We start from the raw sequence: 24,428 nt of genomic DNA on the forward strand, positions 1-24,428 counted from the left end.
ATCGAAATTGAGGACACCGTTTTGCGCTCTACCGAAGTCGTGATCATTGGCGCTGGCGCCGCAGGGTTGATGTGCGCGCTGACCGCGGCCGCGCGCGGGCGGCAGGTGATGTTGCTGGACCACGCCAACAAGGCCGGCAAGAAAATCCTCATGTCGGGCGGCGGGCGCTGCAATTTCACCAACATGTACACCGAGCCGGGCAATTTCCTGTCGCAGAACCCGCACTTCTGCAAGTCGGCCCTGGCCCGCTACACCCAGTGGGATTTCATCGCGCTGGTGGCCAAGCACGGCGTGCCTTATCACGAAAAAAAGCTCGGCCAGTTGTTCTGCGATAACAAGTCCAGCGACATCCTCGGCCTGCTGTTGGATGAATGCGACCAGGCCGGCGTCAGCCTGCACCTGGACACCTCCATCACGCAGATCGAAAAAACCGACGACGGCTACCGGCTGCAAACCACCCTCGGCGCCCTCGCCTGCCAATCCCTGGTGATCGCCACGGGCGGGCTGTCGATCCCCACGCTCGGGGCAACCGGCTTCGGTTACCAGGTGGCAAAACAGTTTGGCCACGAGCTGCTGCCGACCCGCGCCGGCCTGGTACCGTTCACCATCACCGATCAGCTCAAGGCCCTGTGCACTGAACTCTCGGGCACCTCGGTGGATTGCCTGGTGAGCTGCAACGACCAGAGTTTTCGCGAGAACATCCTGTTCACCCATCGCGGCCTGAGCGGCCCGGCGATCCTGCAGATTTCCTCGTTCTGGGAACCGGGGGACACGGTGCAGATCAACCTGCTGCCCGACCACGATGTGCCGCAATGGCTGCAACAGCAACAGGCCGAACGTCCCAACAGCGAACTCAAGACCCTGCTGGGCGAGTTGTTCACCAAGAAAATGGCCAACCTGCTGGCCGACACTTGGTTCGTGTCCAAACCCATGAAGCAATACACCCACGCGGAGCTGGCGGACATTGCCGAGAAACTGGCGAGCTGGAATGTCGTCCCCGCCGGCACCGAAGGCTACCGCACCGCCGAAGTCACCCTCGGCGGCGTCGACACCCGGGAAGTCTCGTCCAAGACCATGGAGTCGCTGAAAAGCCCGGGCCTGTATTTCATCGGCGAAGTGCTGGACGTCACCGGGCATCTGGGCGGGTTCAACTTCCAGTGGGCCTGGGCTTCCGGGTATGCGGCGGCGCAGTACGTCTGATCCGCCACGACTCGAATGTGGGTAATAACCTGTGGGAGCGAGCTTGCTCGCGATAGCGGTGGCCCAGTCACCATCAATGTGACGGACCTGACGCCATCGCGAGCAAGCTCGCTCCCACAGGGGTTCGACGGTACATGCCGGAACACTTTTTGCTGCCGGATGTGATCGCCGCCATTGCGTCGGCGTCATTACTGCCTCAATTTAGCGTCATTGCCCGTCAGGCCCGTGCACTTCATGTCAGCGAACTCGTTTAGCCAGTCTTTGCGTCGCCTTTGGGCGTTGGATAAGTTCAGTTATAGCGTGCGGGTCTTCATCGCCCTGACCGGCAGCATGGGGTTGTGTTGGTACCTGGACGAGATGGCGCTGCTGATTCCCTTGTTCCTGGGCATCATCGCCAGCGCCCTGGCCGAGACCGATGACAGTTGGCAGGGCCGCCTCAATGCGCTGGCAGTCACGCTGCTGTGTTTCAGCACCGCAGCGCTGTCGGTGGAGTTGCTGTTTCCCTACCCCATCCTGTTCATCGTCGCCCTGGCCCTGGCGGCATTCGGCCTGACCATGCTTGGCGCCTTGGGCGAACGTTATGGCGCAATTGCCTCGGCCACCCTGATTCTTTCGGTCTACACCATGATCGGCGTGGACCAGCGCGGCGTCGCCGTCAACGATTTCTGGCACGAACCCCTGCTATTGGTCGCCGGTGCCGCGTGGTACGGCGTGCTGTCGGTCGTGTGGCAGGCATTGTTTTCCAACCAGCCGGTGCAGCAAAGCCTGGCACGGCTGTTTCGCGAGCTGGGGCGCTACCTCAAGCTCAAATCGTCGCTCCTGGAGCCGATCCGCCAATTGGACGTCGAAGCCCGCCGCCTGGAGCTGGCCCAGCAAAACGGTCGGGTGGTCGCTGCGCTCAACAGCGCGAAGGAAATCATCCTGCACCGCGTCGGCAATGGCCGGCCCGGCTCGAAGGTCAGCCGCTACCTGAAGCTGTACTTCCTGGCCCAGGACATCCACGAACGCGCCAGCTCGTCCCACTACCCCTACAACGCCCTGGCCGAGGCTTTCTTCCACAGCGACGTGCTGTTCCGCTGCCAACGCCTGCTGCGCCAGCAAGGCAAGGCCTGCCAGGCGCTGGCCGAATCGATCCAACTGCGCCAGCCATTCATCTACGACGATACTTTTGCCGAAGCCCTCAACGACCTGCACGCGTCCCTCGAACACCTGCGCATCCAGAGCAACCCGGCCTGGCGCGGCTTGCTGCGGTCATTGCGAGCCCTGTCGGTCAACCTCGGCACCATGGACCGCCTGCTCAGCGACGCGAGCAACCCCGACGCCCTGGCCGACGCCACCGACAGCAGCCTGCTGGACCGCTCGCCGCGCAACCTCCAGGATGTCTGGCTGCGCTTGCGCACCCAGCTCACGCCCACCTCGCTGCTGTTCCGCCATGCCCTGCGCCTGCCCCTGGCCCTCAGCGTGGGCTACGCCATGGTGCACCTGATCCACCCGTCCCAGGGTTATTGGATCATCCTCACCACGCTGTTCGTCTGCCAACCCAACTATGGCGCCACCCGGCGCAAGCTCGGCCAGCGGATCATCGGCACCGCCATCGGCCTGACAGTGGCCTGGGCGCTGTTCGACCTGTTTCCCAATCCGCTGGTGCAATCGTGCTTCGCCATTGCCGCCGGGGTGGTGTTCTTTACCAACCGCACCACCCGCTACACCCTGGCGACGGCGGCGATCACCGTCATGGTGCTGTTCTGCTTCAACCAGGTGGGCGACGGCTACGGGCTGCTGCTGCCACGGTTGTTCGATACCTTGCTGGGCAGCCTGATCGCCGGGCTGGCGGTGTTCCTGTTCCTGCCCGACTGGCAAGGTCGCCGGCTGAACAAGGTGCTGGCCAACACGCTGACCTGCAACAGCATTTACCTGCGCCAGATCATGCAGCAATACGCCGCCGGCAAAAGCGACGACCTGGCTTATCGCCTGGCTCGACGCAACGCCCACAACGCCGATGCCGCGCTGTCCACCACGCTGGCCAACATGCTGATGGAGCCGGGGCACTTCCGCAAGGAAGCCGATGTGGGCTTCCGCTTCCTGGTGCTGTCCCATACCCTGCTCAGCTACCTGTCAGGCCTGGGCGCCCACCGCGGCACCGAGTTGCCGACGCAAGTACGTGAACAATTGATCGACGGTGCCGGGGTGAAACTGGCGGCGAGCATCGACGAAATTGCACAGGGCCTGGCAAGCAAGCAGCCGATCGCGATCCAGAGCGATGAAGAGGAAGCCCTGGCCAGTGAGTTGGAGCAGATGCCTGATGAAATCGACGAGGGGCAACGGCTGGTGCAGACGCAATTGGCATTGATCTGCCGACAGTTGGGGCCGTTGCGCACGTTGGCGGCGCATCTGATCAAGGATACCAGCGAGGCTTGAGGGTTGTAGGGTCCAGGTGGGCCTCATCGCGAGCAAGCTCGCTCCCACAGTGGATTTGCTGTGCACACAGACTTTGCATCACAGCAGGCTCACTGTGGGAGCGAGCTTGCTCGCGATGGGGCCAGTCCAGGCACCTCACATCCCATGAGCCTTCAATAACCGGTCATAACTCCCATCCGCCTTCATCGCCGCGATCGCCCGATCGAACCCGGCCACGATCTGCTCATGCTCCGGGTTCTTCAGGCTGACCAGGATGTGCAGGCTGTTTTCGCTCAAGGGCTTGGGCAGGAACTCCACGGCGCTGCGCACGGTGGGCGATTCGCGGGCCAGGTAGTAGCGGGCGACGTACTCGTCTTCCAGGGTCAACTTCACCCGGTCGGCCGCCAGCATGCGCACTGCCATGGCGAAATTGTGCACCGGCACTTTCTGCATTTTCGGGTCTTCATCGAAATCCTTGGAATAGGCGTAACCGCGTACCACGGCGATGGGATACGCACGCAGCTGTGGCAGGCTGTCAAACTGGATCGCTTCGTCCTTGCGCTTGATGAAGCGCACGCGGTTGAGCAGGTATTCGGCCGAGAACCGGCCTATGTGCGTGCGCTCCTCGCTGTACCAGGCATTGATCAGCACATCATAGCGGCCCTCGCCGATACCCAGCATCGCCCGGGCCCAAGGCACTTGTTCGAAGTCCGTGGCATAACCGGCCCGCGCCAGGGCCGTGCTGACGATGTCGGTCGCCAGGCCGCCATTGATCAAGGTGGAATCGGTAAAGGGCGGCCAGGCATCGGCGACCAGGCGCAACTTCTGCGCACAGGCCTCGTAGCTCAGCAACAGCAACCCGATCAATGCAAGAGCTCGATGCAATCGCGGCATGCCAAACATCCTTGACGGGTTCAAAGCCCGGTTTGTTTTTAGCCCAAACCCAACGGGCATCCCCAGACACCCGGTCCTAACATTAGCTCATTGGAACCGCTGCGCAGCGCTGTCACGAAGATTACACAAAGACGACAGTCCCGCGACAAAGGAATGATGGCATTTTGGTCTTTGTCACAGATTTTCAGGTCGTGCAAGCAAGAGACTTCCGAGCCAAGCACGCTTACTATCGGCATCAGGTTCTTCAGGAAATTCAAAAAATGGATATCGAATGGGTCTGCAAACATCACACTGACCTGAGCAAGGAGCAGCTGTATGCCATCCTCAAGCTGCGCGCCGAAGTATTCGTCGTCGAGCAGAACTGCGCCTACCCGGACGTTGACGGCCTGGACCTGGAGGGCGACACCTGCCACCTGATGGCCTGGCACGACAACCACTTGGTGGCTTACCTGCGCCTGCTCGACCCGCACTCGCAAAACAGCGACGTGGTGATCGGGCGCGTGATCATCGCGCCACAGGCACGCGGCCAGGGGCTGGGTCATACGCTGATGGAAAAGGCCCTCAAGCAGGCCGAGAAACGTTGGCCCGGCACGTCGATCTCGTTGTCGGCCCAGGCGCATTTGCAGGGGTATTACGGGCGGTATGGGTTTGAAGTGGTGGGGGTGGAGTATATGGAGGATGGGATTCCACATATCGGCATGCATCGGCCCTGAGGACGCCATCGCGAGCAAGCTCGCTTGTATGGTAGGACTTGAAGGGAGGAGGAGGGACAAGGCTCGATTCTGACTGTTAGCGCAGTACAGACCGTGGGAGATTTCGCCCCTCCTCCTTTCACCCAAGCGCCGATAAAGAATGCATCTGGCCTAGACCGACGATAGGAACAAGCCTGCGCCTCTGGGTGAACCCTTCAAGTGTTCAAACCTTAGCCCGGAGGATTTTCAATGGCAATGCCGGTTTCTGTCACAAAGCCGATCGTAGGCGTGGATGTCGCCAAGAATGAACTGGTGATCTATCACGCCGAACTTGACCTGCTTGAAGCGATTGTCAACGACAAAGCAGCTATCAAGAAATGGCTCAAGGCATTGCCGGGGCCAGTCGCTATTGCCATAGAGTCGACCAATATCTATCACTTGGAATTCGCTGATCTGGCCTATGAGGCTGGCTGCGAGATTTACATGGTGGGTGGTTATGAACTGCATCATTACCGCGAAGGCGTAAAGGTGCGCGCAAAAACCGACGCGCTGGACGCCAAGTTACTGGCTCGTTATCTAAAAAATGAAGCTGAGGAACTGCGCCCTTGGGCCCCACCATCCCCGCTGTATCGCCAGCTTCTGAGCCTTTTCCGCCGTCGCGCAGCCTTGGTTCAGGCTCGGGTCGCCTTGGTGCAAAGCTGGGCGAATGAGCCGCTATTGAAAACGGCTTTCGACGACCAGATCAAAGCCATGCAGAGGCTTGAGACGTTGGTCGAGAAGACGATCAAGGATCAACTGAAAGATGCTGGTTTATTGGGGCAGCTGAAGCGTTGCATGGAAGTTGAAGGCATTGGTTTTTTGACCGGAGCCCGCCTGATTACGGCTTTTCAGCGAGGCGACTTTAGAAATGCAGATGCCTTTATTGCTTTCTTGGGAATGGATTTGCGAGTGTCGAAATCAGGACAAAAAGACGGTCGCCGAAGCCTGAGCAAACGAGGCGACCCGGAAGTCCGTCGGCTTTTGCACAACGCAGCCATGTCAGCTCGCCGTACAAAGGCCTGGAAAAAGTTTTATGAAGAGAAGAGAAGTCGAGGCTTCAGTACTACTGAGGCGCTGGTAATGCTGGCTCGTAAGCTTGCTCGGATCGTATTCGCTTTGCTGAAAGGACAAAGCGAATACCAACCAAAAGCGGCATGAGGGGCTTCCCCCTAACCATAGAATCTCCCACAGTGGATCTTTAGTGAACACAAAATCCGTGTACGAAGACCATCAAAATGTGGGAGCGAGCTTGCTCGCGATAGGGCCCGCCCAGGCAAAGCCAATAATCAGGGATACTCAAGCACCGCCTTGATCCGCTGCAAATTCCCCTCGATCCACCCCCGATCGATCGCCCCCCAATCTCGAATCCGATACCGCCCGGCATGGTTGCGCGCGCCGTCCTCTTGCTCGAACTCACACACGATATCCAGGTCCGCCAGCGCGGCGATGGTGTCCTGGGCCGTACGCCGAGGCATGCCGGTGGCGTCGGTAAGGGCCGGGACGTTGCTGGCCAGGCCGCTGTCGATCAGGTAAGCCACGTACAGGCGACGGTAGAAGCTGGTCTTGGTCTTGCTCACGTCCATCCGGTCATTCCTTGTGAGGTTGCAGGTCCCGCCAGGTCAGGTACACCCGCAGGTCGAATTCCAACTGGTGATAGCCCGGCAGCATGTGTTCGCAGAGTTGGTAGAAGGCCTTGTTGTGGTCCGACTCCTTGAAGTGCGCCAGTTCGTGCACAACGATCATCTTCAGGAACTCGGGCGCTGCGTCCTTGAACAGCGCCGCGATGCGGATTTCCTTCTTGGCCTTGAGCTTGCCGCCCTGCACCCGCGACACCGCGGTGTGCAGGCCGAGGGCGCGGTGGGTCAGGTCCAGGCGACTGTCGAACAACACCTTGTCGATGGCCGGTGCGTTACGCAGGTATTGCTGCTTGAGGTCCAGCGCATATCCGTACAGGGCCTTGTCGCTCTGGATCGGATGCCGACCCGGATAGCGCTGTTGCAGGTATTCGCCCAGGCGGTCCTGGGCGATCAATTGCTGCACTTGGGCTTGCAGGGCGGCGGGGTAGGCCTGGAGGTATTTGAGCGCGGTCATCAAGAGGGCAACACAGTCACAAGAGGCCGCCAGTGTAGCGAATTCAGGCCTGCACCGCGCTCCAGTCGAAGGGCGTGGCGAAGGCATTGGTGTCTTCGGCCATCAACGGCCGCGCCACGAGGAACCCTTGCACGTACTCGCAACCATGGGCCTGCAACCACTGATACTGCTCGCGGGTTTCCACCCCTTCGGCGATCACCCGCAAGCCCAACTGCGTACACAGGTCGATCACCGAGGCCGCCAACGCCGCATCCCGGGGCGACCCTGGCAGACGAGCGATCAGGTGCCGATCGAGCTTGAGGGTATCGAGTTCAAGGTCGCGCAGATGCGTCAGCGAACAAGGCCCCGAACCAAAGTCATCCAACGCCACCCGCACCCCCAGTTGGCGCAGCAGACGCAATTGCTTTTGGGTTTCATCGGGGTTGCGCATCAGCGCATCCTCGGTCACCTCGACCTCCAGTTGCCGAGGCTTCAAGGCATGGCGTTCCAGGACCTGGCGCAACTCGGTCACCAGGTTCGGCATGCCGAACTGAGTGCTGCTCAGGCTCACGCCCAACACCAGGTCGTCAGCGAACAAGCGCTCCCAGACTTTGCGCTGGGCCGCGCTGCGATGATAGATCCAACTGCCCAGCCGACTGATCAACCGCGCCTCTTCCAGCAACGGCAGGAACAGCCCCGGCGGCACATCGCCGACGCTCGGGTGCTGCCAGCGCAACAGCGCCTCGAACCCGCGGATCCGCCCGTCGACGATGCTCACCTGCGGCTGGTAGACCATATTGAAATCACGGTTCTCGATAGCCGAACGCACGCTCTCTTCCAGCATCAGCCGTGAACGGGCCCGACCGTTCATTTCGTGATCGTAGAAACGGTATTGCTGGCGGCCGGCACGCTTGGCTTCGTACATGGCGATGTCGGACGCTCGCAGCAGCCCATCGAGGTTGGCGCCACAGTCGGGGTAGGTCGCAATGCCGATACTGGCGCCGAGCGCCACGTCCATGCCTTCGATCTGCTGGCAGATCGCGACGCGTTCAATGAGTTTTTCCGCAATCTTCGCCGCCTGCTCGGGAAACTCCAAGTCCAGCAGCGCCGTGAACTCGTCCCCACCCAGCCGCGCCAGGATATCGAAGGGGCGCAGGCACGCCTTTAATTGCTCCGACACCCAGCGCAAGACCCGGTCCCCGGCGTCGTGCCCCAGTGAGTCGTTGACCCGCTTGAAACCATCGAGGTCCAGGTACAGCAACACCCAGTTGCTTTCCAGGCGCTCGCTGCGCATCAACAGGTTTTCCGCGGTCTGGTAGAACCCCCGGCGGTTGAGCAAGCCGGTCAGCGGGTCCGTGACGGCCTGGTATTCGAGTTGCTGGTGCAGGTGGCGCACAACGGACATGTCCTGGAGCGTCACCACCATTGCCTTCTGCTCCGAAGGCAATGGGGCGCAGGACAAGGCCACCGACACCTGCTGGCCGGGTGCCGTGCGCAGCACTGCGTCGTGCAATCGCCAGGTTTCACCACGCTGATAGGCGTTGTGGATATCGGAACCGGCCCACTCGGGAATGTGCGGTTTCTGCAGGAAATCCAGGAATGGCATGCCCTGCAACTGTTCGGCGGTGGCATTGAGCAAGCGGCAGGTGGACGGGTTGGCAAAGCGGATGCAACCGTTCTCATCCACCACCAGGATGCCTTCGGCGGCGTTGTCCAGCACCGAGGCATTGAAGGCCCTGGCCGCTTCGAGATCCTGGCTCAGGCGCTGCAAGGCCCGGCGATTGCGCTGGTGCTCGAGCAACGCCTGGACCTTGGGCTTGAGGATTTGCGGATCGAAGGGCTTGAACAGGTAGTCCACCGCGCCACTGGCGTAGCCCTTGATGACCGCGTCCTGGGACTGCTCGTTGGCGGTCAGGAAAATGATCGGCGTGAGCCGCGTGCGCTGGCTGCCGCGCATCAGGCGCGCCACTTCGAACCCGTCCATGTCGGGCATCTGCACATCCAGCAGAACCAGATCGATGTCGTGCTCGAGCAGCAGATTAAGCGCCTCGACCCCCGAGGACGCGGTCATCACCCGCCAATCCTGACGCTGCAACAAGGCCCGCATGCTGAGCAGGTTTTCAGGGTAATCATCAACAATCAAAAGGACAGAGCTGTCTTCGCCGGGCGTTGGTTGCGCGCATTCCATGCTGCTTCTCTTATCGGGCGCCACGTCCGTTTTTACGTAGCAAAGCGGACAAATACTGTCCCCTCACTCTAGACCGGGATTTTGAAAAGCAGTAGGTGTCAACGCGCCATCATCCAGACAAAGCCCGAAATAGCCGACTAACGGTCACCCTCCCCAGGCACAGAAACTGCAAAGACCTCATCGACGAACAATTGACGTCAAACATCCGCCGAACGGTCTACAAGAAAAGCCCAAGTCCAGCGTTCCAAAACGCTTCAAAAGGGCGGTTTAAAGCCTCCCGCTACGGCATTCACCTTTACATTTTTGATACGCAGGACCTGGACATGATCGATCTCGCAACCTGGAACTTGAGCATCCCCGAGGGCGCCCCACCGGCCACCATTGAAACCTCACAATTGGTTCAAGGCTTCAAGAACCAGTACTTCAACTCTGAAACCGGCACGGTGTTTTTCTGGGCCCCCGTGACAGGCGCCACGACGGCCAATGCTATTTACCCACGTAGCGAACTGCGCGAAACCAATAGCGACGGCACCTTGCGCAATTGGCTTTACCCGTCGGCGGACAACACCTTGCGCGCGACCGTCACCGTCAACCAGGTGCCCAGCACCGGCAAGATTGTGATCGGCCAGATTCACACCAAGGACAGCACCAGTCCGATGGTGAAACTGGAATACCAATACAAAACCTACAGCTCCACCGGAAATATCGTCGCCAAGGTGCGTCTTCGTCCGGACGACGCGACCGGCCAGGTCATTACCATCGCCACGGGCGTGACCCTCAACCGTAGTTTTTCCTACATGATCCACCTGAGCCCGAAGGGCGCACTCGGCATCACGGCGGCGGGCTACAACTGGCGAACCACCGTTGATCCGAGCTGGAAAGTCAAACCGCTCTATTTCAAGGCGGGTGTGTATGTGCAGGACAATACCGGCTACGTCACCGAAGGTGGGAAAGTGACGTTCAGCCTGCTGGAAATCAAACACACCACGCTTTGATTGCACCCTGCTGCGTCGTAATAGCGGCACGGAACGCTGCTATCGGCGCCCCTCCTTAAAAGGCATCCGGCTTGGGTGCTTTTTTTTGCCCTGTCCTAAGCAGCTGCCAAATAGCCATCGCCTAATGGTTCCAAGGAAAAGCCCGGCAGCCGACCAACGGTCGATTATCTCGGGCACAAATCCGGAAAACGCCACTCTGACGGTCTGCTGACGCCAACCCTCCGCCGGACGAATGCGCCAAATTCCCGTCCGCGCCCATTCTTGGCCTCAGCAAAAGTGCGTCCTAGAGCCTCCGGCGATGGCGTGAATCATTTCTTTTACAGTGGAAAGGATCCGAACATGGTCGACCTTGCAACCTGGAACCTGAGCATCCCTGAAGGCAGCCCGCCGAAAACCATCGAAACCCCTCGACTGGTGGATGGGTTCCAGGACAAATATTTCAACTCCGAAGGCAGCACGGTGTATTTCTGGTCTCCGGTCACCGGCACAAAGACTGAAAACGCCATCTACCCCCGCAGCGAATTACGCGAGACCTACCGGGACGGCACCTTGCGCAACTGGGTCTATCCCGACGCCGACAACCAGCTACGAGCAAGTTTGGTGGTCAACCAGGTGCCCAGCAGCGGCAAGATCGTGATCGGCCAGATCCATGCCAAGGACAGCAGCAAGCCCATGGTCAAACTGGAATACCAATACAAGGAAGACAGCGCCACCGGGAACATCGTCGCCAAGGTCCGCATGCGGCCTGATGACAGCGAAGGCAGGGTGATTACCGTGGCCACTGGGGTGAAGCTCAATCGGTCCTTCTCTTACCGGATTCATCTGGATCGTACCGGCGACCTGGGCATTACCGCTGCCGGTAATAGCTGGTACACCACCGTCGGCGCGGCGTGGCGCGACAAGCCGCTGTATTTCAAGGCTGGGGTGTATGTGCAGGACAACACGGGCTATACCAGCGAAGGTGGGAAAGTGACGTTCAGCGTGCTGGATATCGATCACAACACCTGAACTTTCACGTCCTAAAATCTCGTAGGAATTTACACCCTGTGGTGAGGGAGCTTGCTCCCGCTGGGCTGCGAAGCGGCCCCTTCTTTCGTCGGCTTTACCGTATGCGCCGGCTTTTCACGGGCCGGCACACTCAAGTCGAATTCATTTCTGGACCAGCGGTTTGTTCCTGAGCCGCAACGGTTCCGAATCATAAAGAGCGGCAAACCGACCCGCGTCCCACTCCCCTCGCATACCCTCCAGCAGTCCTCCATCAATTCGACGCCCGCTGCTCGCCAGCGCCTGGCTCATTGCTTCGGCGATTCGCTCGATGATCAAAGCGGGCTTATCAACTTTGCAATGCTTGCGACCAAACTCGATCAACTGCTTGCGATCCGGATATGTTTTTACCTTGTTCATCTTGATCGCCAATGTGCGATCTACCAGCGAGCGGCCAGACTTTGGGTTGTAGTGCTCATACACCGTGGTCGTGGTGACATCGAAAACCGGCGCCAACCGCACGCTTTCCGGAGCGTCCGGATGCGTATAGATAACACCAAAGTTTTTAAGATGGGCATCGCCATTGCGCACCATGACCGAGAGGCACACCGAAGAAAAAAAACGCTCCAACTCGCGAACCGGCTCAGCATGACGACATACCTGCTCCACTACTGCGGCGAGAATTTCGTAGCTTTGAGAGTATTTGTAGTTGTCATGGGGATCTTTGTGCAGGCCGAGCAACACCGCCATGTCTTCGAAGCCCAGCCGTCCGGACGGGGTCAGGTCGAACCTCTCCATGACAAACAACTCGCCATTCTCCGAGAGCCAGAATGGCGGCGTTTCAAGCCCTGCCAGGCGTGCCGCCTCCAGGCAAAGGAATTCGTTTTGCGCCAGATGGGCATACTCCTCAGCACCGGATTTAACGATCAGATCGGAGCTGAGCATGGTTTTTCGATCACCCGTCAGCTTGTCCAAGTCAGGCACGAGCACCTTGGGCTGCACACCCGAAATACCCGACTCGAAATACGTATCGACCAGAAAATCAAAAACGCTTTGTGAAATGTCCGCCGACAGAATGTCCTGCAGTCCGACCTGGGCACGAACCGGCACCGAAGCCTCGACAGGATTTAGATAGCTGAGTCGCCCGATTTGATTGCCGCCTATTATCGACAGCAGGCGCATATCATCGACCTGCATATGCCTGGCCATCCGACGCTTGATCTGGTCCGCCAGAAAACCCTCAGGCACATTCATGTCGAATATCGGATGAAGGACATTGCTAACCGAGGGCGTAGGGTCATAGGGCATGACCAGCGAAACCTCCCGAGGCGCCTCGGCACTGGCATAGGCAAACGAGAACTGCGAACCTTTGGACAAGTCGCCGCTATAGCCTTGTGGCGTCATGACATTGAGCAGCTTGACCCTACTCATCATGTTCCACCAGTTCCGCCAAGGATTTGAGATCGATGCGTTTATCGACGATTTCCAGAGCCATCCCCAATGCCGATACGACCCGAAACAGGGTATACACGGCCACGTTTTCGCCGGCTTCAAGGTCGATGATCGTTTTGCGATTGCAGTTGGCTTTTTCGGCGAGCAGCTGTTGGCTATAGCCTTTTGCACGGCGTAGCGTGCGCATTCTTTCGCCTAAAGCGGAAGGAGTAAGTATCAACACAATGTCCACCATAAGGGACTTTTTACAAAAGAAATCTGATTATGTCCTTTATAGCGGACATTTCAAGGGGCTTTCGATCGCCAGTTTTTTGCAAGCGAGAAACAACGTTCGACATGCTGACTGTTGATCACACTACAGAAATTTTGCTTCTGAAAATCTCGTAGGAAACCGTCTGTTGTGGCGAGGGGATTTATCCCCGCTGGACTGAGAAGCAGCCCCTCTTTCCGCCAGACCTAACGCATGCACCGGTTTTACGGCGGCTGCGCCCCCGAGCGGGAGCAAGCTCCCTCGCCACAGGGGGTCGGTGCGTCCTACAGGGCCGATTTTGGCCTTGGGAATCTGCTCTATAGTTCGGTGGGTCTGCTGGCTTTGGTCGGTGGACAGGGGTTTCGCAGCCCGTGTGAGTTAGAATCACGACCGTCAGAAATCGACATAGGCATTCCTGTCTATGCTCGGCTTTTCATGGCGGCTGTGTGTGGGAGATCTTCGGGTCTGCCGGGTTCTAACTCCTCGGTCTGCGAACCCGCACATGGCTGCCACCCAATTTGTTTCGCAGCAAACGGTGGCAAATACTATTTGAGTTAGAGGTGTGTCATGAAAGCCGAACAATTACCCACCCGCTTCACTCCGCTCACCCCAATCGCCACCACCCAACCCGTCCTGTTCATCGATAAATCCGTCCCATTGGCCGAGCTCCACGCCTGCGCCAGCGAACGCTTGCATGCCACGCTCGATTACCTGACGCTCATGGCCTGCGCCACCTTGCGCGATTCGGCCGCCAGCGACCTCAATACCCTCACCAACGTCGCCCGGATCCTGGTCCAGGATGTCACCGACGTATTCGGCGTCATCGAACAGCGCGGCCTCGAAGACCAATAAAGCCCTCCCGTCGGGAGATGTTCCCCTGTGGGAGCGAGCTTGCTCGCGATAGCGCTGGGTCAGCAGCATTGGTGTCGACTGACACAGCGCTTCTTCCTTGGCAGTGATTTGGCCCTAGCAGTTTGCTGGTGGTCATTCAGTTGTGTGGAGGATGGATTTGCTGCCGTCATCGCGAGCAAGCTCGCTCCCACAATTGGACCGGTGTACGACCAAGAGAGCCAGGCCGGCTCTAAGGCCGCCTCGCGAGCAAGCTTTGCTCCCACAGTTGGGTGTACGACCATAAGAGCCAGGTCGGCTACTAGGCCGCCTCGCGGAGGACGTTGATCTCGGGCGCCCCGTTAACCACGATGGCCGAACGCAGGCATTGCGCAGTGGGCATCCCGGCATGGATGCCGGGATAGCCGCGCTGGGCCATGGATGGCCCTTCGCGGCGGCCCACGGAGCAATGCCGGAGTGAGGGCATGCCGAGCCCTAGCGAGGCACCGAGTGGTGGGGCAAAAGCGTTTTGGTTACTTTTGACTGGGCCGGCTTCCGGGCTCTTCAAAAGTGACCCGCCGTCAGGGCGGAACCCTAAGCAGCCGTAACCCAAAAAACGGATATACACCCAAATCCCCCCCATAAAAAAACCCGCATCACTGCGGGTTTTCTAACAACGCTAAACCATCAATTAACCTTAGCGTTCAACTCACCCTTCAAATACCGCTGATACATAGCCTCCAGAGAGATCGGCTTGATCTTAGAAGCATTACCCGCCGTACCAAACGCTTCATAACGCGCAATACAAACATCCCGCATCGCCGTCACAGTCGCGCCAAAGAACTTACGCGGATCAAACTCGCTAGGATTGGTCGCCATCAACCGACGCATGGCACCGGTTGAAGCCAAACGCAGGTCAGTGTCAATGTTGACCTTGCGCACGCCGTACTTGATGCCCTCGACGATCTCCTCAACCGGCACGCCGTAGGTTTCCTTGATGTCACCACCGTACTGATTGATGATCGCCAGCCACTCTTGCGGAACCGAAGAAGAACCGTGCATCACCAGGTGAGTGTTGGGAATGCGCTTGTGGATTTCCTTGATGCGGTCGATGGCCAGCACGTCACCGGTAGGCGGCTTGGTGAACTTATAGGCACCGTGGCTGGTGCCGATGGCGATGGCCAGGGCGTCGACCTGGGTTTTCTTGACGAAATCCGCAGCTTCTTCCGGGTCGGTCAGCATTTGGCTGTGGTCGAGCACGCCTTCGGCGCCGATACCGTCTTCTTCACCGGCCATGCCGGTTTCCAGTGAACCCAGGCAACCCAACTCACCTTCCACCGAGACGCCGCAGGCATGGGCCATGGCGACGGTTTGCTGGGTGACGCGTACGTTGTATTCGTAGTCGGTCGGGGTCTTGCCGTCTTCGCCAAGGGAACCGTCCATCATTACCGAGCTGAAGCCCAGTTGGATGGAACGCTGGCAGACGTCCGGGCTGGTGCCGTGGTCCTGGTGCATGCACACCGGGATGTGCGGGAATTCTTCGATCGCCGCCAGGATCAGGTGACGCAGGAATGGCGCGCCGGCGTATTTGCGGGCGCCAGCCGAAGCCTGGACGATCACCGGAGAGTCAGTCTTGTCAGCGGCTTCCATGATGGCGCGCATCTGCTCAAGGTTGTTGACGTTAAAGGCTGGAACGCCGTAGCCGAACTCGGCTGCGTGGTCCAGCATCTGACGCATGCTGATAAGTGCCATTGTGTCTCTCTCCCGGTCGAGGGTCGTTAATCGTGCCAGCCTGCCGGAGCGGCGGCGGCTATTCAAGTCATTGCGGATCGGGGGTTGGCCCGAGCTGCGTGTTCGGTATCGCTAAATCCAAATATTGACGCGGTCCTTGTGGGAGCGAGCTTGCTCGCGATGAGGGCGGCACATGCAACATGACTGCTGCCTGATAGACCGCTATCGCGAGCAAGCTCGCTCCCACAATGGATCTGCGTCCACGTTCAGATCTCGGTGAATCAGATCAATCCTGTCACTGCGCCTTGCAGCCACGCCCAATCAAGTCATTGGTGGCGACCCAGTACACCAGGCCTTCCTCACCCTTGACGTGGAACGCCAGCATGTCGTCGCTGTACAGCGAACCTTCGGCGCCCGGCTCCAGCGTGAGGCGATACACCTTATCGGCGCCGCCCAGGCGTACATCGACTTCCTTGCGTGCGGCATCGGTGTAACGCCAGAGCACTTTGGCCTCGCTGTCACAGGTCCAGCTTGTCCAGCCCTCTGAAACAGGTTCGGACGACTGCAAGAAACCCAGTTGCGAACAACCGGCCAGCAATGCCAACGCCACGACGGCGATCAAGCCTTTCATCCGTGTTCCTCGACGGACGGCACGTGCCGCCCGCCATGAGTTAAGTGTCAGACCCGTCAAGGACAACCATGTTCCTTGGCCGGGGTTTGCGTCTCGTATTTGTCCAGGCCGTCCGGTCCGGAACGCTTGTTCAGCACCGGATTGGTCTCGGCTTGCCAGTCGGCCTGGTAACAGCCTTCTTCGGGCGTCGGCGTGCCGGTTTGCGGGGCCGGGGCCTCCGGGCTGCTTGAGCAAGCCACCAGCATCGTCGCCGCCAGCAGCAACGTGAACGTCTTGACCATCAGAACACTCCTTTGCCTGGTCAACGCAGCGTCAGGCCTTGGCCCGGCTTTCCAGGACTTCCACGGCAGGCAGCACTTTGCCTTCGACGAATTCGAGGAACGCGCCGCCACCGGTGGAAATGTAGGAGATCTGTGCGGCCACGCCATATTTATCGATGGCCGCCAGGGTGTCGCCGCCACCGGCGATGGAGAACGCCGCGCTTTCAGCGATGGCTTGGGCCAGCACCTTGGTGCCGTTGCCGAACTGGTCGAACTCGAACACGCCAACCGGACCGTTCCACAGGATCGTCTGGGAGGATTTCAGCAGTTCGGCGAAGTTGGCTGCGGTTTGCGGGCCGATGTCGAGGATCATGTCATCGTCGGCCACGTCGGCGATCAGCTTGACGGTGGCGGTGGCGCTTTCAGCGAATTCCTTGGCCACGACCACGTCCACCGGCAACGGTACGCTGACCTTGGCGGCGATTTCCCGAGCCGTGTCCAGCAGGTCTGGCTCGTACAAGGATTTGCCAACCGGGTGACCGGCAGCAGCCAGGAAGGTGTTGGCGATGCCGCCGCCCACGATCAACTGGTTGCAGACCTGGCTCAGGCTATTGAGCACGTCCAGTTTGGTGGAAACCTTGGAGCCGGCCACAATGGCAGCCATTGGCTGGGCCGGCGAACCCAGGGCCTTGCCCAATGCGTCCAGTTCGGCGGCCAGCAAGGGACCTGCGGCGGCGACTTTGGCGAACTTCGCCACGCCATGGGTCGAGCCTTCGGCGCGGTGGGCGGTGCCAAAGGCGTCCATCACGAACACGTCGCACAGGGCGGCGTATTGCTGGGCCAGTTCGTCGGCGTTCTTTTTCTCGCCCTTGTTGAAGCGCACGTTTTCGAACAGCACCACGTCGCCGGCCTTGACGTCGACGCCGCCCAGGTAATCGGCCACTAGCGGCACTTCGCGGCCCAAGGCCTTGCTCAGGTAGTCAGCCACAGGCTTGAGGCTGTTTTCCGCCGAGAACTCGCCTTCGGTCGGACGGCCCAGGTGGGAGCAAACCATCACGGCCGCGCCTTTTTCCAAGGCCAGCTTGATGGTCGGCAGCGAAGCCAGGATACGCGCGTCGCTGGTGACAACACCGTCCTTGACGGGGACGTTGAGGTCTTCGCGGATCAGTACGCGCTTACCTTGCAGATCGAGGTCGGACATCTTCAACACGGTCATGGGTCGCAATTCCTGGGTAACTGTTTAGAGAGCAGGTTTTTTCGAAGCGGCTTGCAGGTAATGCTCGGCAACGTCCAGCATTCGGTTGGCGAACCCCCATTCGTTGTCGAACCAGGCCAGGATGTTCACAAGCCGCGGCCCGGAAACACGGGTCTGGCTGGCATCGACAATGGCCGAATGGGGGTCATGATTAAAATCACAGCTGGCGTGAGGCAACTCGGTGTAGGCCAGGAGGCCTTTGAGCGGGCCGCAGGTGGCGGCTTCGCGCAGGATTCGGTTGACCTCGGTGGCGTCGGTATCGCTCACGGTCTGCATCGTAATGTCGAGGCAGGACACGTTGACCGTCGGCACCCGCACGGCTTTGGCCTGAATTCGCCCGGCAAGTTCCGGCAGCAGCCGTTCGATGCCGCGCGCCAGACCAGTGGACACCGGAATCACCGACTGAAACGCCGAACGGGTGCGGCGCAAGTCCTCGTGATGATAGGCATCGATCACCGGCTGGTCGTTCATCGCCGAGTGGATGGTGGTGATCGACACATATTCCAGGCCGATGGCCTGATCCAGCAGGCGCAACAGCGGCACGCCGCAGTTGGTGGTGCAGGACGCGTTGGACACCAGCAGCTCTTCACCGCTCAGGCAATCCTGGTTCACACCATAGACGATGGTGGCGTCGACGTCCGCTTCGCTGGCCATCGGCTGGGAAAACAATACCCGTGGCGCACCGGCGGCGATGAAGCGCAGGCCATCGTCGCGAGTGTTATAGGCGCCGGAGCATTCCAGCACCAGATCGACGCCCAGGGACGCCCAATCGATGCCTTCGGGGGTGGCGCTGCGCAGGACTTTCACGCAATCACCATTGATATGCAGACAATCGCCCTCGACCCGCACTTCACCGGGGAACCGGCCGTGGGTAGAGTCAAAGCGTGTCAGGTATTCGATGCTGGCCATGTCGGCCAGGTCGTTGATCGCCACGATTTCGAAACCGGCCTTGGCCCCTCGCTCGAACAACGCACGCAAGACGCAACGACCAATCCGGCCGTAGCCGTTGAGTGCAACTTTGTAGGGACGCGGTTGGGGCATGGGGGTTCTCTGATCGGGTGAATCCGTTAAGACCAGCATTGCCTGCACCACCGCTATCGCGAGCAAGCTCGCTCCCACAGGATCGGTGGAGATCCTTGTGGGAGCGAGCTCGCTCGCGATGGCGTCAGCACACACAACCTTTTACAGATCAGTCTTCCAGCAGCTCTTCCGCCTGACCCAGGATGTTTTCCAGGGTGAAACCGAATTCCTCGAACAGCGCCGGCGCAGGTGCCGATTCGCCGTAGGTGGTCATGCCGATCACGCGGCCTTCCAGGCCCACGTACTTGTACCAGTAGTCGGCATGGGCAGCCTCGATGGCGATCCGCGCGCTGACCTGCAGCGGCAACACCGCTTGCTTGTAACCGGCATCCTGGGCGTCGAACACGCTGGTGCACGGCATGGACACTACACGTACGTTGCGGCCCTGCTCGGTCAGCTTGTCATAGGCCTGGACGGCCAGGCCGACTTCGGAACCGGTGGCAATCAGGATCAGTTCAGGCTCGCCAATGCAATCCTTGAGCACGTAGCCGCCGCGCGCGATGTCGCCGATCTGGTCGGCACCGCGGTTCTGGTGCTGCAGGTTCTGGCGCGAAAAGATCAGTGCCGACGGGCCGTCGTTACGCTCGAGGGCGTATTTCCAGGCCACCGCCGATTCCACGGCATCGCAGGGACGCCAGGTGTCCAGGTTCGGCGTGCAACGCAGGCTCGCCAGTTGCTCGATCGGCTGGTGCGTCGGGCCGTCTTCGCCCAAGCCGATGGAGTCATGGGTGAACACATACAGGATGCGTTTTTTCATCAACGCCGACATGCGCACGGCGTTGCGGGCGTATTCCATGAACATCAGGAAGGTCGCGCCGTAAGGCACCAGGCCGCCGTGCAGCGCGACACCGTTCATGATCGCGCTCATGCCGAACTCACGAACGCCGTAGTACATGTAGTTGCCGCTGGCGTCTTCGGCGCTGACGCCTTTGCAGCCTTTCCACAGGGTCAGGTTGGAACCGGCCAGGTCGGCCGAACCGCCCAGCAGTTCCGGCAGCAACGGGCCGAAGGCGTTCAGGGTGTTCTGGCTGGCCTTGCGGCTGGCGATGGTTTCGCCCTTGGCGGCGACTTCAGCGATGTACGCCGAGGCTTTTTCGGCGAAATCGGCCGGCAACTCGCCGCTGAGGCGACGCACCAGCTCGTTGGCCAGCTCAGGGAATTCGGCGGAATAGGCAGCGAAACGCTGGTCCCACTCGGCTTCGAGGGCGCGGCCTTTTTCCTTGGCATCCCATTCGGCATAGATGTCGGCCGGGATTTCGAACGGGCCATGGCTCCACTTCAGCGCAGCGCGGGTCAGGGCGATTTCCTCGGCGCCCAGTGGCGCGCCGTGGCAGTCTTCCTTGCCCTGCTTGTTCGGCGAGCCGAAACCGATGGTGGTCTTGCAGCAGATCAGGGTCGGCTGGGTGCTCTTGCGAGCCGTCTCGATGGCAATCTTGATCTCTTCCGGATCGTGGCCGTCGACGTTGCGGATCACCAGCCAGTTGTAGGCTTCGAAGCGCTTGGGGGTGTCATCGGTGAACCAGCCTTCGACTTCGCCGTCGATGGAGATGCCGTTGTCGTCGTAGAACGCGATCAGCTTGTCCAGGCCCAGGGTGCCGGCCAAGGAGGCGACTTCATGGGAAATGCCTTCCATCATGCAGCCATCACCCAGGAACACGTAGGTATGGTGATCGACGACGTTATGACCAGGGCGGTTGAACTGCGCGGCCAGGACTTTTTCCGCCAGGGCAAAACCCACGGCGTTGGCCAGGCCCTGGCCCAATGGACCGGTGGTGGTTTCCACGCCCGGGGTGTAGCCGTATTCCGGGTGGCCCGGGGTGCGGCTGTGCAACTGGCGGAAGTTCTTCAGGTCATCGATCGACAGGTCATAGCCGGTCAGGTGCAGCAGCGAGTAGATCAACATCGAGCCGTGACCGTTGGACAGTACGAAACGGTCACGGTCGGCGAAGGCTGGGTTGCTCGGGCTGTGCTTGAGGTAGTCGCGCCAAAGCACCTCGGCGATATCCGCCATACCCATGGGGGCACCGGGATGGCCGCTGTTGGCTTTCTGCACGGCATCCATGCTGAGGGCACGAATGGCATTGGCACGCTCACGACGGCTGGGCATCGCTGTTCTCCTGCGGGTATTGAATCGAGAATGAATAAAACGAAACTGAAAAAGGCGAGCATTTTCCCTCACCCACCCGCCCCGGGGCAATGACAGATAGTCATCCATGAGCGTTTTTCCGGTGGATAAAGTCGCATTCGCCAGGTGAAACCTTTCCGCTGATGGGTTGTAGAGTCAAGCACGGGTTGGGAAGTGCCATTTATCCAGCAATATCAAAACTTTTTGATATTGACCTTGCGGCGATCCAAACCCCTCACTAGACTGCCGCTCATGAACTTACCCGCGCCCACCATTCGCCATGACGACTGCGATGAGCTGGCGGCCCTTTGCAAGGCCGGCGGCGATCCGTTGCGGCTCAATGTTTTGCGCGCCCTGGCCAACGATTCGTTCGGCGTGCTGGAACTGGCGCAGATCTTCGGCATCGGTCAGTCCGGCATGAGCCACCACCTCAAGGTCCTGGCCCAGGCCGACCTGGTGGCGACTCGCCGGGAAGGCAACGCCATCTTCTATCGCCGCGCCCTGCCCCACACCGACCTGTTGGGCGGCAAGCTGCACGCAGCGCTGCTGGACGAAGTGGACGCGCTGGCCCTGCCGAGCGACGTGCAGGCTCGCATCGCCCAGGTCCACGGCCAACGGGCCGCTGCCAGCCAGGACTTCTTCGCACGGGTCGCCGAGAAGTTTCGCGCCCAGCAAGACCTGATCGCCGGACTGCCGCAATACCGCGAAAGCGTCGTGGCACTGCTCGATAAATTGAGCTTCGAGCCCACGGCCACGGCGATCGAAGTCGGCCCCGGCGACGGTGCGTTCCTGCCGGAGCTGGCGCGACGCTTCAGCCAAGTAACGGCGCTGGACAACAGCCCGGCCATGCTCGAACTGGCGCGCCAGGTCTGTGAGCGCGAGGCCCTGGCTAACGTCCGCCTGCAACTGGCCGATGCACTGGATGGCATGAACCTGCAGGCTGACTGCGTTGTATTGAATATGGTGCTGCATCATTTCGCCGCGCCGGCCGAAGCACTCAAGCACATGGCCGGCCTGCTGCAACCGGGCGGCAGCCTGCTGGTAACCGAGTTATGCAGCCACAACCAGAGTTGGGCCAGGGAAGCCTGCGGCGATCTCTGGCTCGGCTTTGAACAAGACGACCTGGCCCGCTGGGCCACCACAGCGGGCCTCGTGCCCGGGGAAAGCCTCTATATAGGCTTACGTAATGGTTTCCAGATCCAGGTTCGCCACTTTCAGCGGCCACTGGCGACACTCACCAACGGTAACTTGTAGGAAAACATCGAGATGAGCGAATACTCCCTTTTCACCTCCGAGTCCGTGTCTGAAGGGCATCCGGACAAAATCGCCGACCAGATTTCTGATGCGGTGCTGGACGCCATCATTGCTGAAGACAAGTTCGCCCGCGTGGCGTGCGAGACTCTGGTGAAAACGGGCGTGGCGATCATCGCCGGCGAAGTCACCACCTCGGCCTGGGTCGACCTGGAACAGATCGTCCGCGACGTCATCCTGGGCATTGGCTACAACAGCTCCGACGTCGGCTTCGACGGCGCGACCTGCGGCGTGATGAACATCATCGGCAAGCAGTCCCCCGACATCAACCAGGGCGTTGATCGGGCCAAGCCAGAAGACCAGGGCGCCGGCGACCAGGGCCTGATGTTCGGCTACGCCAGCAACGAGACCGACGTGCTGATGCCAGCCCCGATCACCTTCTCGCACCAGCTGGTCCAGCGCCAGGCCGAGGCCCGTAAATCCGGCCTGCTGCCGTGGTTGCGCCCGGACGCCAAGTCCCAGGTGACCTGCCGTTACGAAGGCGGCAAGGTGGTCGGCATCGACGCTGTCGTCCTGTCGACCCAGCACAACCCTGATGTGTCCTACAAAGACCTGCGCGAAGGCGTGATGGAACTGATCGTCAAGCACGTGCTGCCTGCCGAATTGCTGTCCAAGGACACCCAGTTCCACATCAACCCGACCGGCCAGTTCATCATCGGCGGCCCGGTGGGCGACTGCGGCCTGACCGGTCGCAAGATCATCGTCGACAGCTACGGCGGCATGGCCCGTCACGGCGGCGGCGCGTTCTCCGGCAAAGACCCTTCCAAGGTTGACCGCTCGGCCGCTTACGCCGGTCGTTATGTCGCCAAGAACATCGTGGCCGCCGGCCTGGCCGAGCGTTGCGAGATCCAGGTGTCCTACGCCATTGGCGTGGCCCAGCCTACGTCGATTTCGCTGAATACCTTCGGCACCGGCAAGATCGGCGATGACAAGATCATCAACCTGGTCCGTGAAGTGTTCGACCTGCGTCCATACGCCATCACCAAGATGCTCGACCTGCTGCACCCGATGTACCAGGACACTGCTGCCTACGGCCACTTCGGTCGCACGCCACAGACCAAGACCGTGGGTGACGACACCTTCACTACGTTCACCTGGGAAAAAACCGACCGCGCCGACGCCCTGCGCGCCGCTGCCGGCCTGTAATACCCGCCTGTAAAAAAGCCCCTGGCGACTCGGTCGCCAGGGGCTTTTTCATGCCTTTGGGTTTTCATGCCTTTGTGGCGAGGGAGCTTGCTCCCGCTGGGCTGCGCAGCAGCCCCAATCAGTCCTCCGGGGAAACCAGTGCGCCTGATGGTTAGAGGGGGCGCTTCGCACCCCAGCGGGAGCAAGCTCCCTCGCCACAAAGGCTTAGCGCAATGTTCACGATCGCCGTGCCACCAGCAAAAACGAAGCCGCACTGGCGAGCAGTCCTGCACACATCCGATTGAACAGGCGCTTACCGCTGGGCCGGGCAAACAGCCGCCGTGCGTAAATGCCCATGTAGCAATACAGCCCGATGGCGATGCACTCCAGCACCAGGAACAAGCCACCCAGCACGGCGAATTGTTGGGTAACGGTGCCGGTACGGTCGACGAATTGCGGCAGGAACGCAGTAAACAACAGGATCGCCTTCGGATTCCCGATCGCCACCAGGAACTCCTGGCGTGCCAGGCCGGCTCGGCTCATCGAGGCGAGCCCGGCTTCGTTGTCGGCCTCAGGCTGGGCCCGCCACAACTGTACGGCCAGGTAGAACAGGTAACCGGCACCGACGAGCTTGATCCCCAGGAACAGCAACTCCGAGGTGTGCAGCACAGCGGTGAGCCCCACCGCCGCCAGGGCGATCATGATTGCAAACGCCAGCAACCGACCGACACCGCCGCCGCACGCCCGGACGAAGCCGTAACGCGAGGCGTTACTGATGGAGAGCAGGTTGTTCGGCCCTGGCGCCATGTTCAGCGCAAAGCAGGCCGGAATGAAAACAGCGAGGGTCGACAGGTCCATTCGAGCGTTCCAGGCGGAGGCGGATCGAAGGTTCATTCTGCACCGGTCATCGGGGGGTTCAAG

General features: G+C 60.2%; 22 protein-coding genes and 1 pseudogene. 9 read left to right on the forward strand and 14 right to left on the reverse strand.

Annotated features, from left to right (window positions below):
- The first annotated feature begins 21 nt into the window (after nt 1–21).
- Both J3P85_RS27490 and yccS read left to right on the forward strand, forming a co-directional pair.
- Nucleotides 22–1,200, forward strand: a complete 1,179-nt coding sequence (locus J3P85_RS27490) for an NAD(P)/FAD-dependent oxidoreductase (RefSeq protein WP_434704174.1) — start codon at nt 22–24, stop codon at nt 1,198–1,200.
- 234 nt (nt 1,201–1,434) lie between these two features.
- Nucleotides 1,435–3,618, forward strand: coding sequence for a YccS family putative transporter (yccS, locus tag J3P85_RS27495; protein WP_434704175.1), 2,184 nt, complete (start codon nt 1,435–1,437; stop codon nt 3,616–3,618).
- 135 nt (nt 3,619–3,753) lie between these two features.
- Here the strand turns inward: yccS and J3P85_RS27500 are convergent, their stop codons facing one another.
- Nucleotides 3,754–4,491 carry a substrate-binding periplasmic protein gene (locus J3P85_RS27500; RefSeq protein ID WP_250965102.1) on the reverse strand — a complete coding sequence of 246 codons (738 nt, stop codon included), beginning with the start codon at nt 4,489–4,491 and terminating at the stop codon, nt 3,754–3,756.
- Nucleotides 4,492–4,751: 260 nt separating this feature from the next.
- Here J3P85_RS27500 and J3P85_RS27505 point away from each other — a divergent pair, with 260 nt between their 5' ends.
- Nucleotides 4,752–5,204, forward strand: a complete 453-nt coding sequence (locus J3P85_RS27505) for a GNAT family N-acetyltransferase (protein WP_434704176.1) — start codon at nt 4,752–4,754, stop codon at nt 5,202–5,204.
- 228 nt (nt 5,205–5,432) lie between these two features.
- The gene (locus tag J3P85_RS27510) at nt 5,433–6,380 is read left to right on the forward strand and encodes an IS110 family transposase (RefSeq protein ID WP_434704177.1); all 948 of its coding nucleotides are present in this window, start codon (nt 5,433–5,435) and stop codon (nt 6,378–6,380) included.
- A 128-nt stretch (nt 6,381–6,508) separates the two neighbouring features.
- Here the strand turns inward: J3P85_RS27510 and J3P85_RS27515 are convergent, their stop codons facing one another.
- The 3 genes from J3P85_RS27515 to J3P85_RS27525 are packed head-to-tail and all read right to left on the reverse strand — an operon-like array spanning nt 6,509 to nt 9,480.
- Nucleotides 6,509–6,805 (reverse strand): winged helix-turn-helix domain-containing protein, encoded by a 297-nt coding sequence (locus tag J3P85_RS27515; protein WP_434704178.1) that lies wholly within the window; start codon nt 6,803–6,805, stop codon nt 6,509–6,511.
- A gap of 4 nt (nt 6,806–6,809) precedes the next feature.
- Entirely contained in the window at nt 6,810–7,313 is a 504-nt protein-coding gene (locus tag J3P85_RS27520; RefSeq protein ID WP_186707108.1) for a M48 metallopeptidase family protein, read from the reverse strand.
- Between the two features lie 43 nt (nt 7,314–7,356).
- Nucleotides 7,357–9,480, reverse strand: a complete 2,124-nt coding sequence (locus J3P85_RS27525; RefSeq protein ID WP_434704179.1) for a putative bifunctional diguanylate cyclase/phosphodiesterase — start codon at nt 9,478–9,480, stop codon at nt 7,357–7,359.
- Between the two features lie 323 nt (nt 9,481–9,803).
- On the opposite strand from J3P85_RS27525, the gene J3P85_RS27530 reads away from it, so the two are divergent.
- Both J3P85_RS27530 and J3P85_RS27535 read left to right on the forward strand, forming a co-directional pair.
- The gene (locus J3P85_RS27530) at nt 9,804–10,475 is read left to right on the forward strand and encodes a polysaccharide lyase family 7 protein (protein ID WP_186707106.1); all 672 of its coding nucleotides are present in this window, start codon (nt 9,804–9,806) and stop codon (nt 10,473–10,475) included.
- Between the two features lie 339 nt (nt 10,476–10,814).
- Nucleotides 10,815–11,483, forward strand: a complete 669-nt coding sequence (locus J3P85_RS27535; RefSeq protein ID WP_053126121.1) for a polysaccharide lyase family 7 protein — start codon at nt 10,815–10,817, stop codon at nt 11,481–11,483.
- Nucleotides 11,484–11,624: 141 nt separating this feature from the next.
- Here the strand turns inward: J3P85_RS27535 and J3P85_RS27540 are convergent, their stop codons facing one another.
- Both J3P85_RS27540 and J3P85_RS27545 read right to left on the reverse strand, forming a co-directional pair.
- On the reverse strand, nt 11,625–12,893 hold the full coding sequence (locus J3P85_RS27540; RefSeq protein ID WP_434704180.1) for a type II toxin-antitoxin system HipA family toxin: 1,269 nt from the start codon (nt 12,891–12,893) through the stop codon (nt 11,625–11,627).
- Nucleotides 12,883–13,134 carry a helix-turn-helix transcriptional regulator gene (locus J3P85_RS27545; RefSeq protein ID WP_434704181.1) on the reverse strand — a complete coding sequence of 84 codons (252 nt, stop codon included), beginning with the start codon at nt 13,132–13,134 and terminating at the stop codon, nt 12,883–12,885. The genes J3P85_RS27540 and J3P85_RS27545 overlap by 11 nt, the downstream gene beginning before the upstream one ends.
- Before the next feature lie 594 nt (nt 13,135–13,728).
- On the opposite strand from J3P85_RS27545, the gene J3P85_RS27550 reads away from it, so the two are divergent.
- Entirely contained in the window at nt 13,729–14,013 is a 285-nt protein-coding gene (locus tag J3P85_RS27550; protein WP_434704182.1) for a fructose-bisphosphate aldolase, read from the forward strand.
- Nucleotides 14,014–14,311: 298 nt separating this feature from the next.
- Here the strand turns inward: J3P85_RS27550 and J3P85_RS27555 are convergent, their stop codons facing one another.
- The 7 genes from J3P85_RS27555 to tkt form a co-directional block, all read right to left on the reverse strand.
- Nucleotides 14,312–14,476 (reverse strand): hypothetical protein, encoded by a 165-nt coding sequence (locus J3P85_RS27555; protein ID WP_434706450.1) that lies wholly within the window; start codon nt 14,474–14,476, stop codon nt 14,312–14,314.
- A 200-nt stretch (nt 14,477–14,676) separates the two neighbouring features.
- On the reverse strand, nt 14,677–15,741 hold the full coding sequence (gene fba / locus J3P85_RS27560) for a class II fructose-bisphosphate aldolase (protein WP_003177554.1): 1,065 nt from the start codon (nt 15,739–15,741) through the stop codon (nt 14,677–14,679).
- Between the two features lie 274 nt (nt 15,742–16,015).
- Nucleotides 16,016–16,351, reverse strand: coding sequence for an MliC family protein (locus J3P85_RS27565; RefSeq protein WP_411385850.1), 336 nt, complete (start codon nt 16,349–16,351; stop codon nt 16,016–16,018).
- A gap of 56 nt (nt 16,352–16,407) precedes the next feature.
- The gene (locus tag J3P85_RS27570) at nt 16,408–16,632 is read right to left on the reverse strand and encodes a hypothetical protein (protein WP_122566574.1); all 225 of its coding nucleotides are present in this window, start codon (nt 16,630–16,632) and stop codon (nt 16,408–16,410) included.
- A 31-nt stretch (nt 16,633–16,663) separates the two neighbouring features.
- Nucleotides 16,664–17,827 (reverse strand): phosphoglycerate kinase, encoded by a 1,164-nt coding sequence (locus J3P85_RS27575; protein ID WP_186729190.1) that lies wholly within the window; start codon nt 17,825–17,827, stop codon nt 16,664–16,666.
- A 24-nt stretch (nt 17,828–17,851) separates the two neighbouring features.
- Nucleotides 17,852–18,907, reverse strand: a complete 1,056-nt coding sequence (epd, locus tag J3P85_RS27580) for an erythrose-4-phosphate dehydrogenase (RefSeq protein WP_434704183.1) — start codon at nt 18,905–18,907, stop codon at nt 17,852–17,854.
- Nucleotides 18,908–19,055: 148 nt separating this feature from the next.
- Nucleotides 19,056–21,053 carry a transketolase gene (tkt, locus tag J3P85_RS27585; protein WP_434704184.1) on the reverse strand — a complete coding sequence of 666 codons (1,998 nt, stop codon included), beginning with the start codon at nt 21,051–21,053 and terminating at the stop codon, nt 19,056–19,058.
- A gap of 270 nt (nt 21,054–21,323) precedes the next feature.
- Between tkt and J3P85_RS27590 the strand changes: the two are divergent.
- A pseudogene (locus J3P85_RS27590) lies at nt 21,324–22,318 on the forward strand (ArsR/SmtB family transcription factor).
- 19 nt (nt 22,319–22,337) lie between these two features.
- The gene (metK, locus tag J3P85_RS27595; RefSeq protein WP_250965089.1) at nt 22,338–23,528 is read left to right on the forward strand and encodes a methionine adenosyltransferase; all 1,191 of its coding nucleotides are present in this window, start codon (nt 22,338–22,340) and stop codon (nt 23,526–23,528) included.
- Between the two features lie 216 nt (nt 23,529–23,744).
- On the opposite strand, the gene J3P85_RS27600 is transcribed toward metK, so the two are convergent.
- Entirely contained in the window at nt 23,745–24,365 is a 621-nt protein-coding gene (locus J3P85_RS27600; RefSeq protein ID WP_186707094.1) for a LysE family translocator, read from the reverse strand.
- Between the last annotated feature and the right edge of the window lie 63 nt (nt 24,366–24,428).

This window comes from Pseudomonas sp. Z1-12, from assembly GCF_051132015.1.
Lineage (GTDB): Bacteria > Pseudomonadota > Gammaproteobacteria > Pseudomonadales > Pseudomonadaceae > Aquipseudomonas > Aquipseudomonas zanjanensis.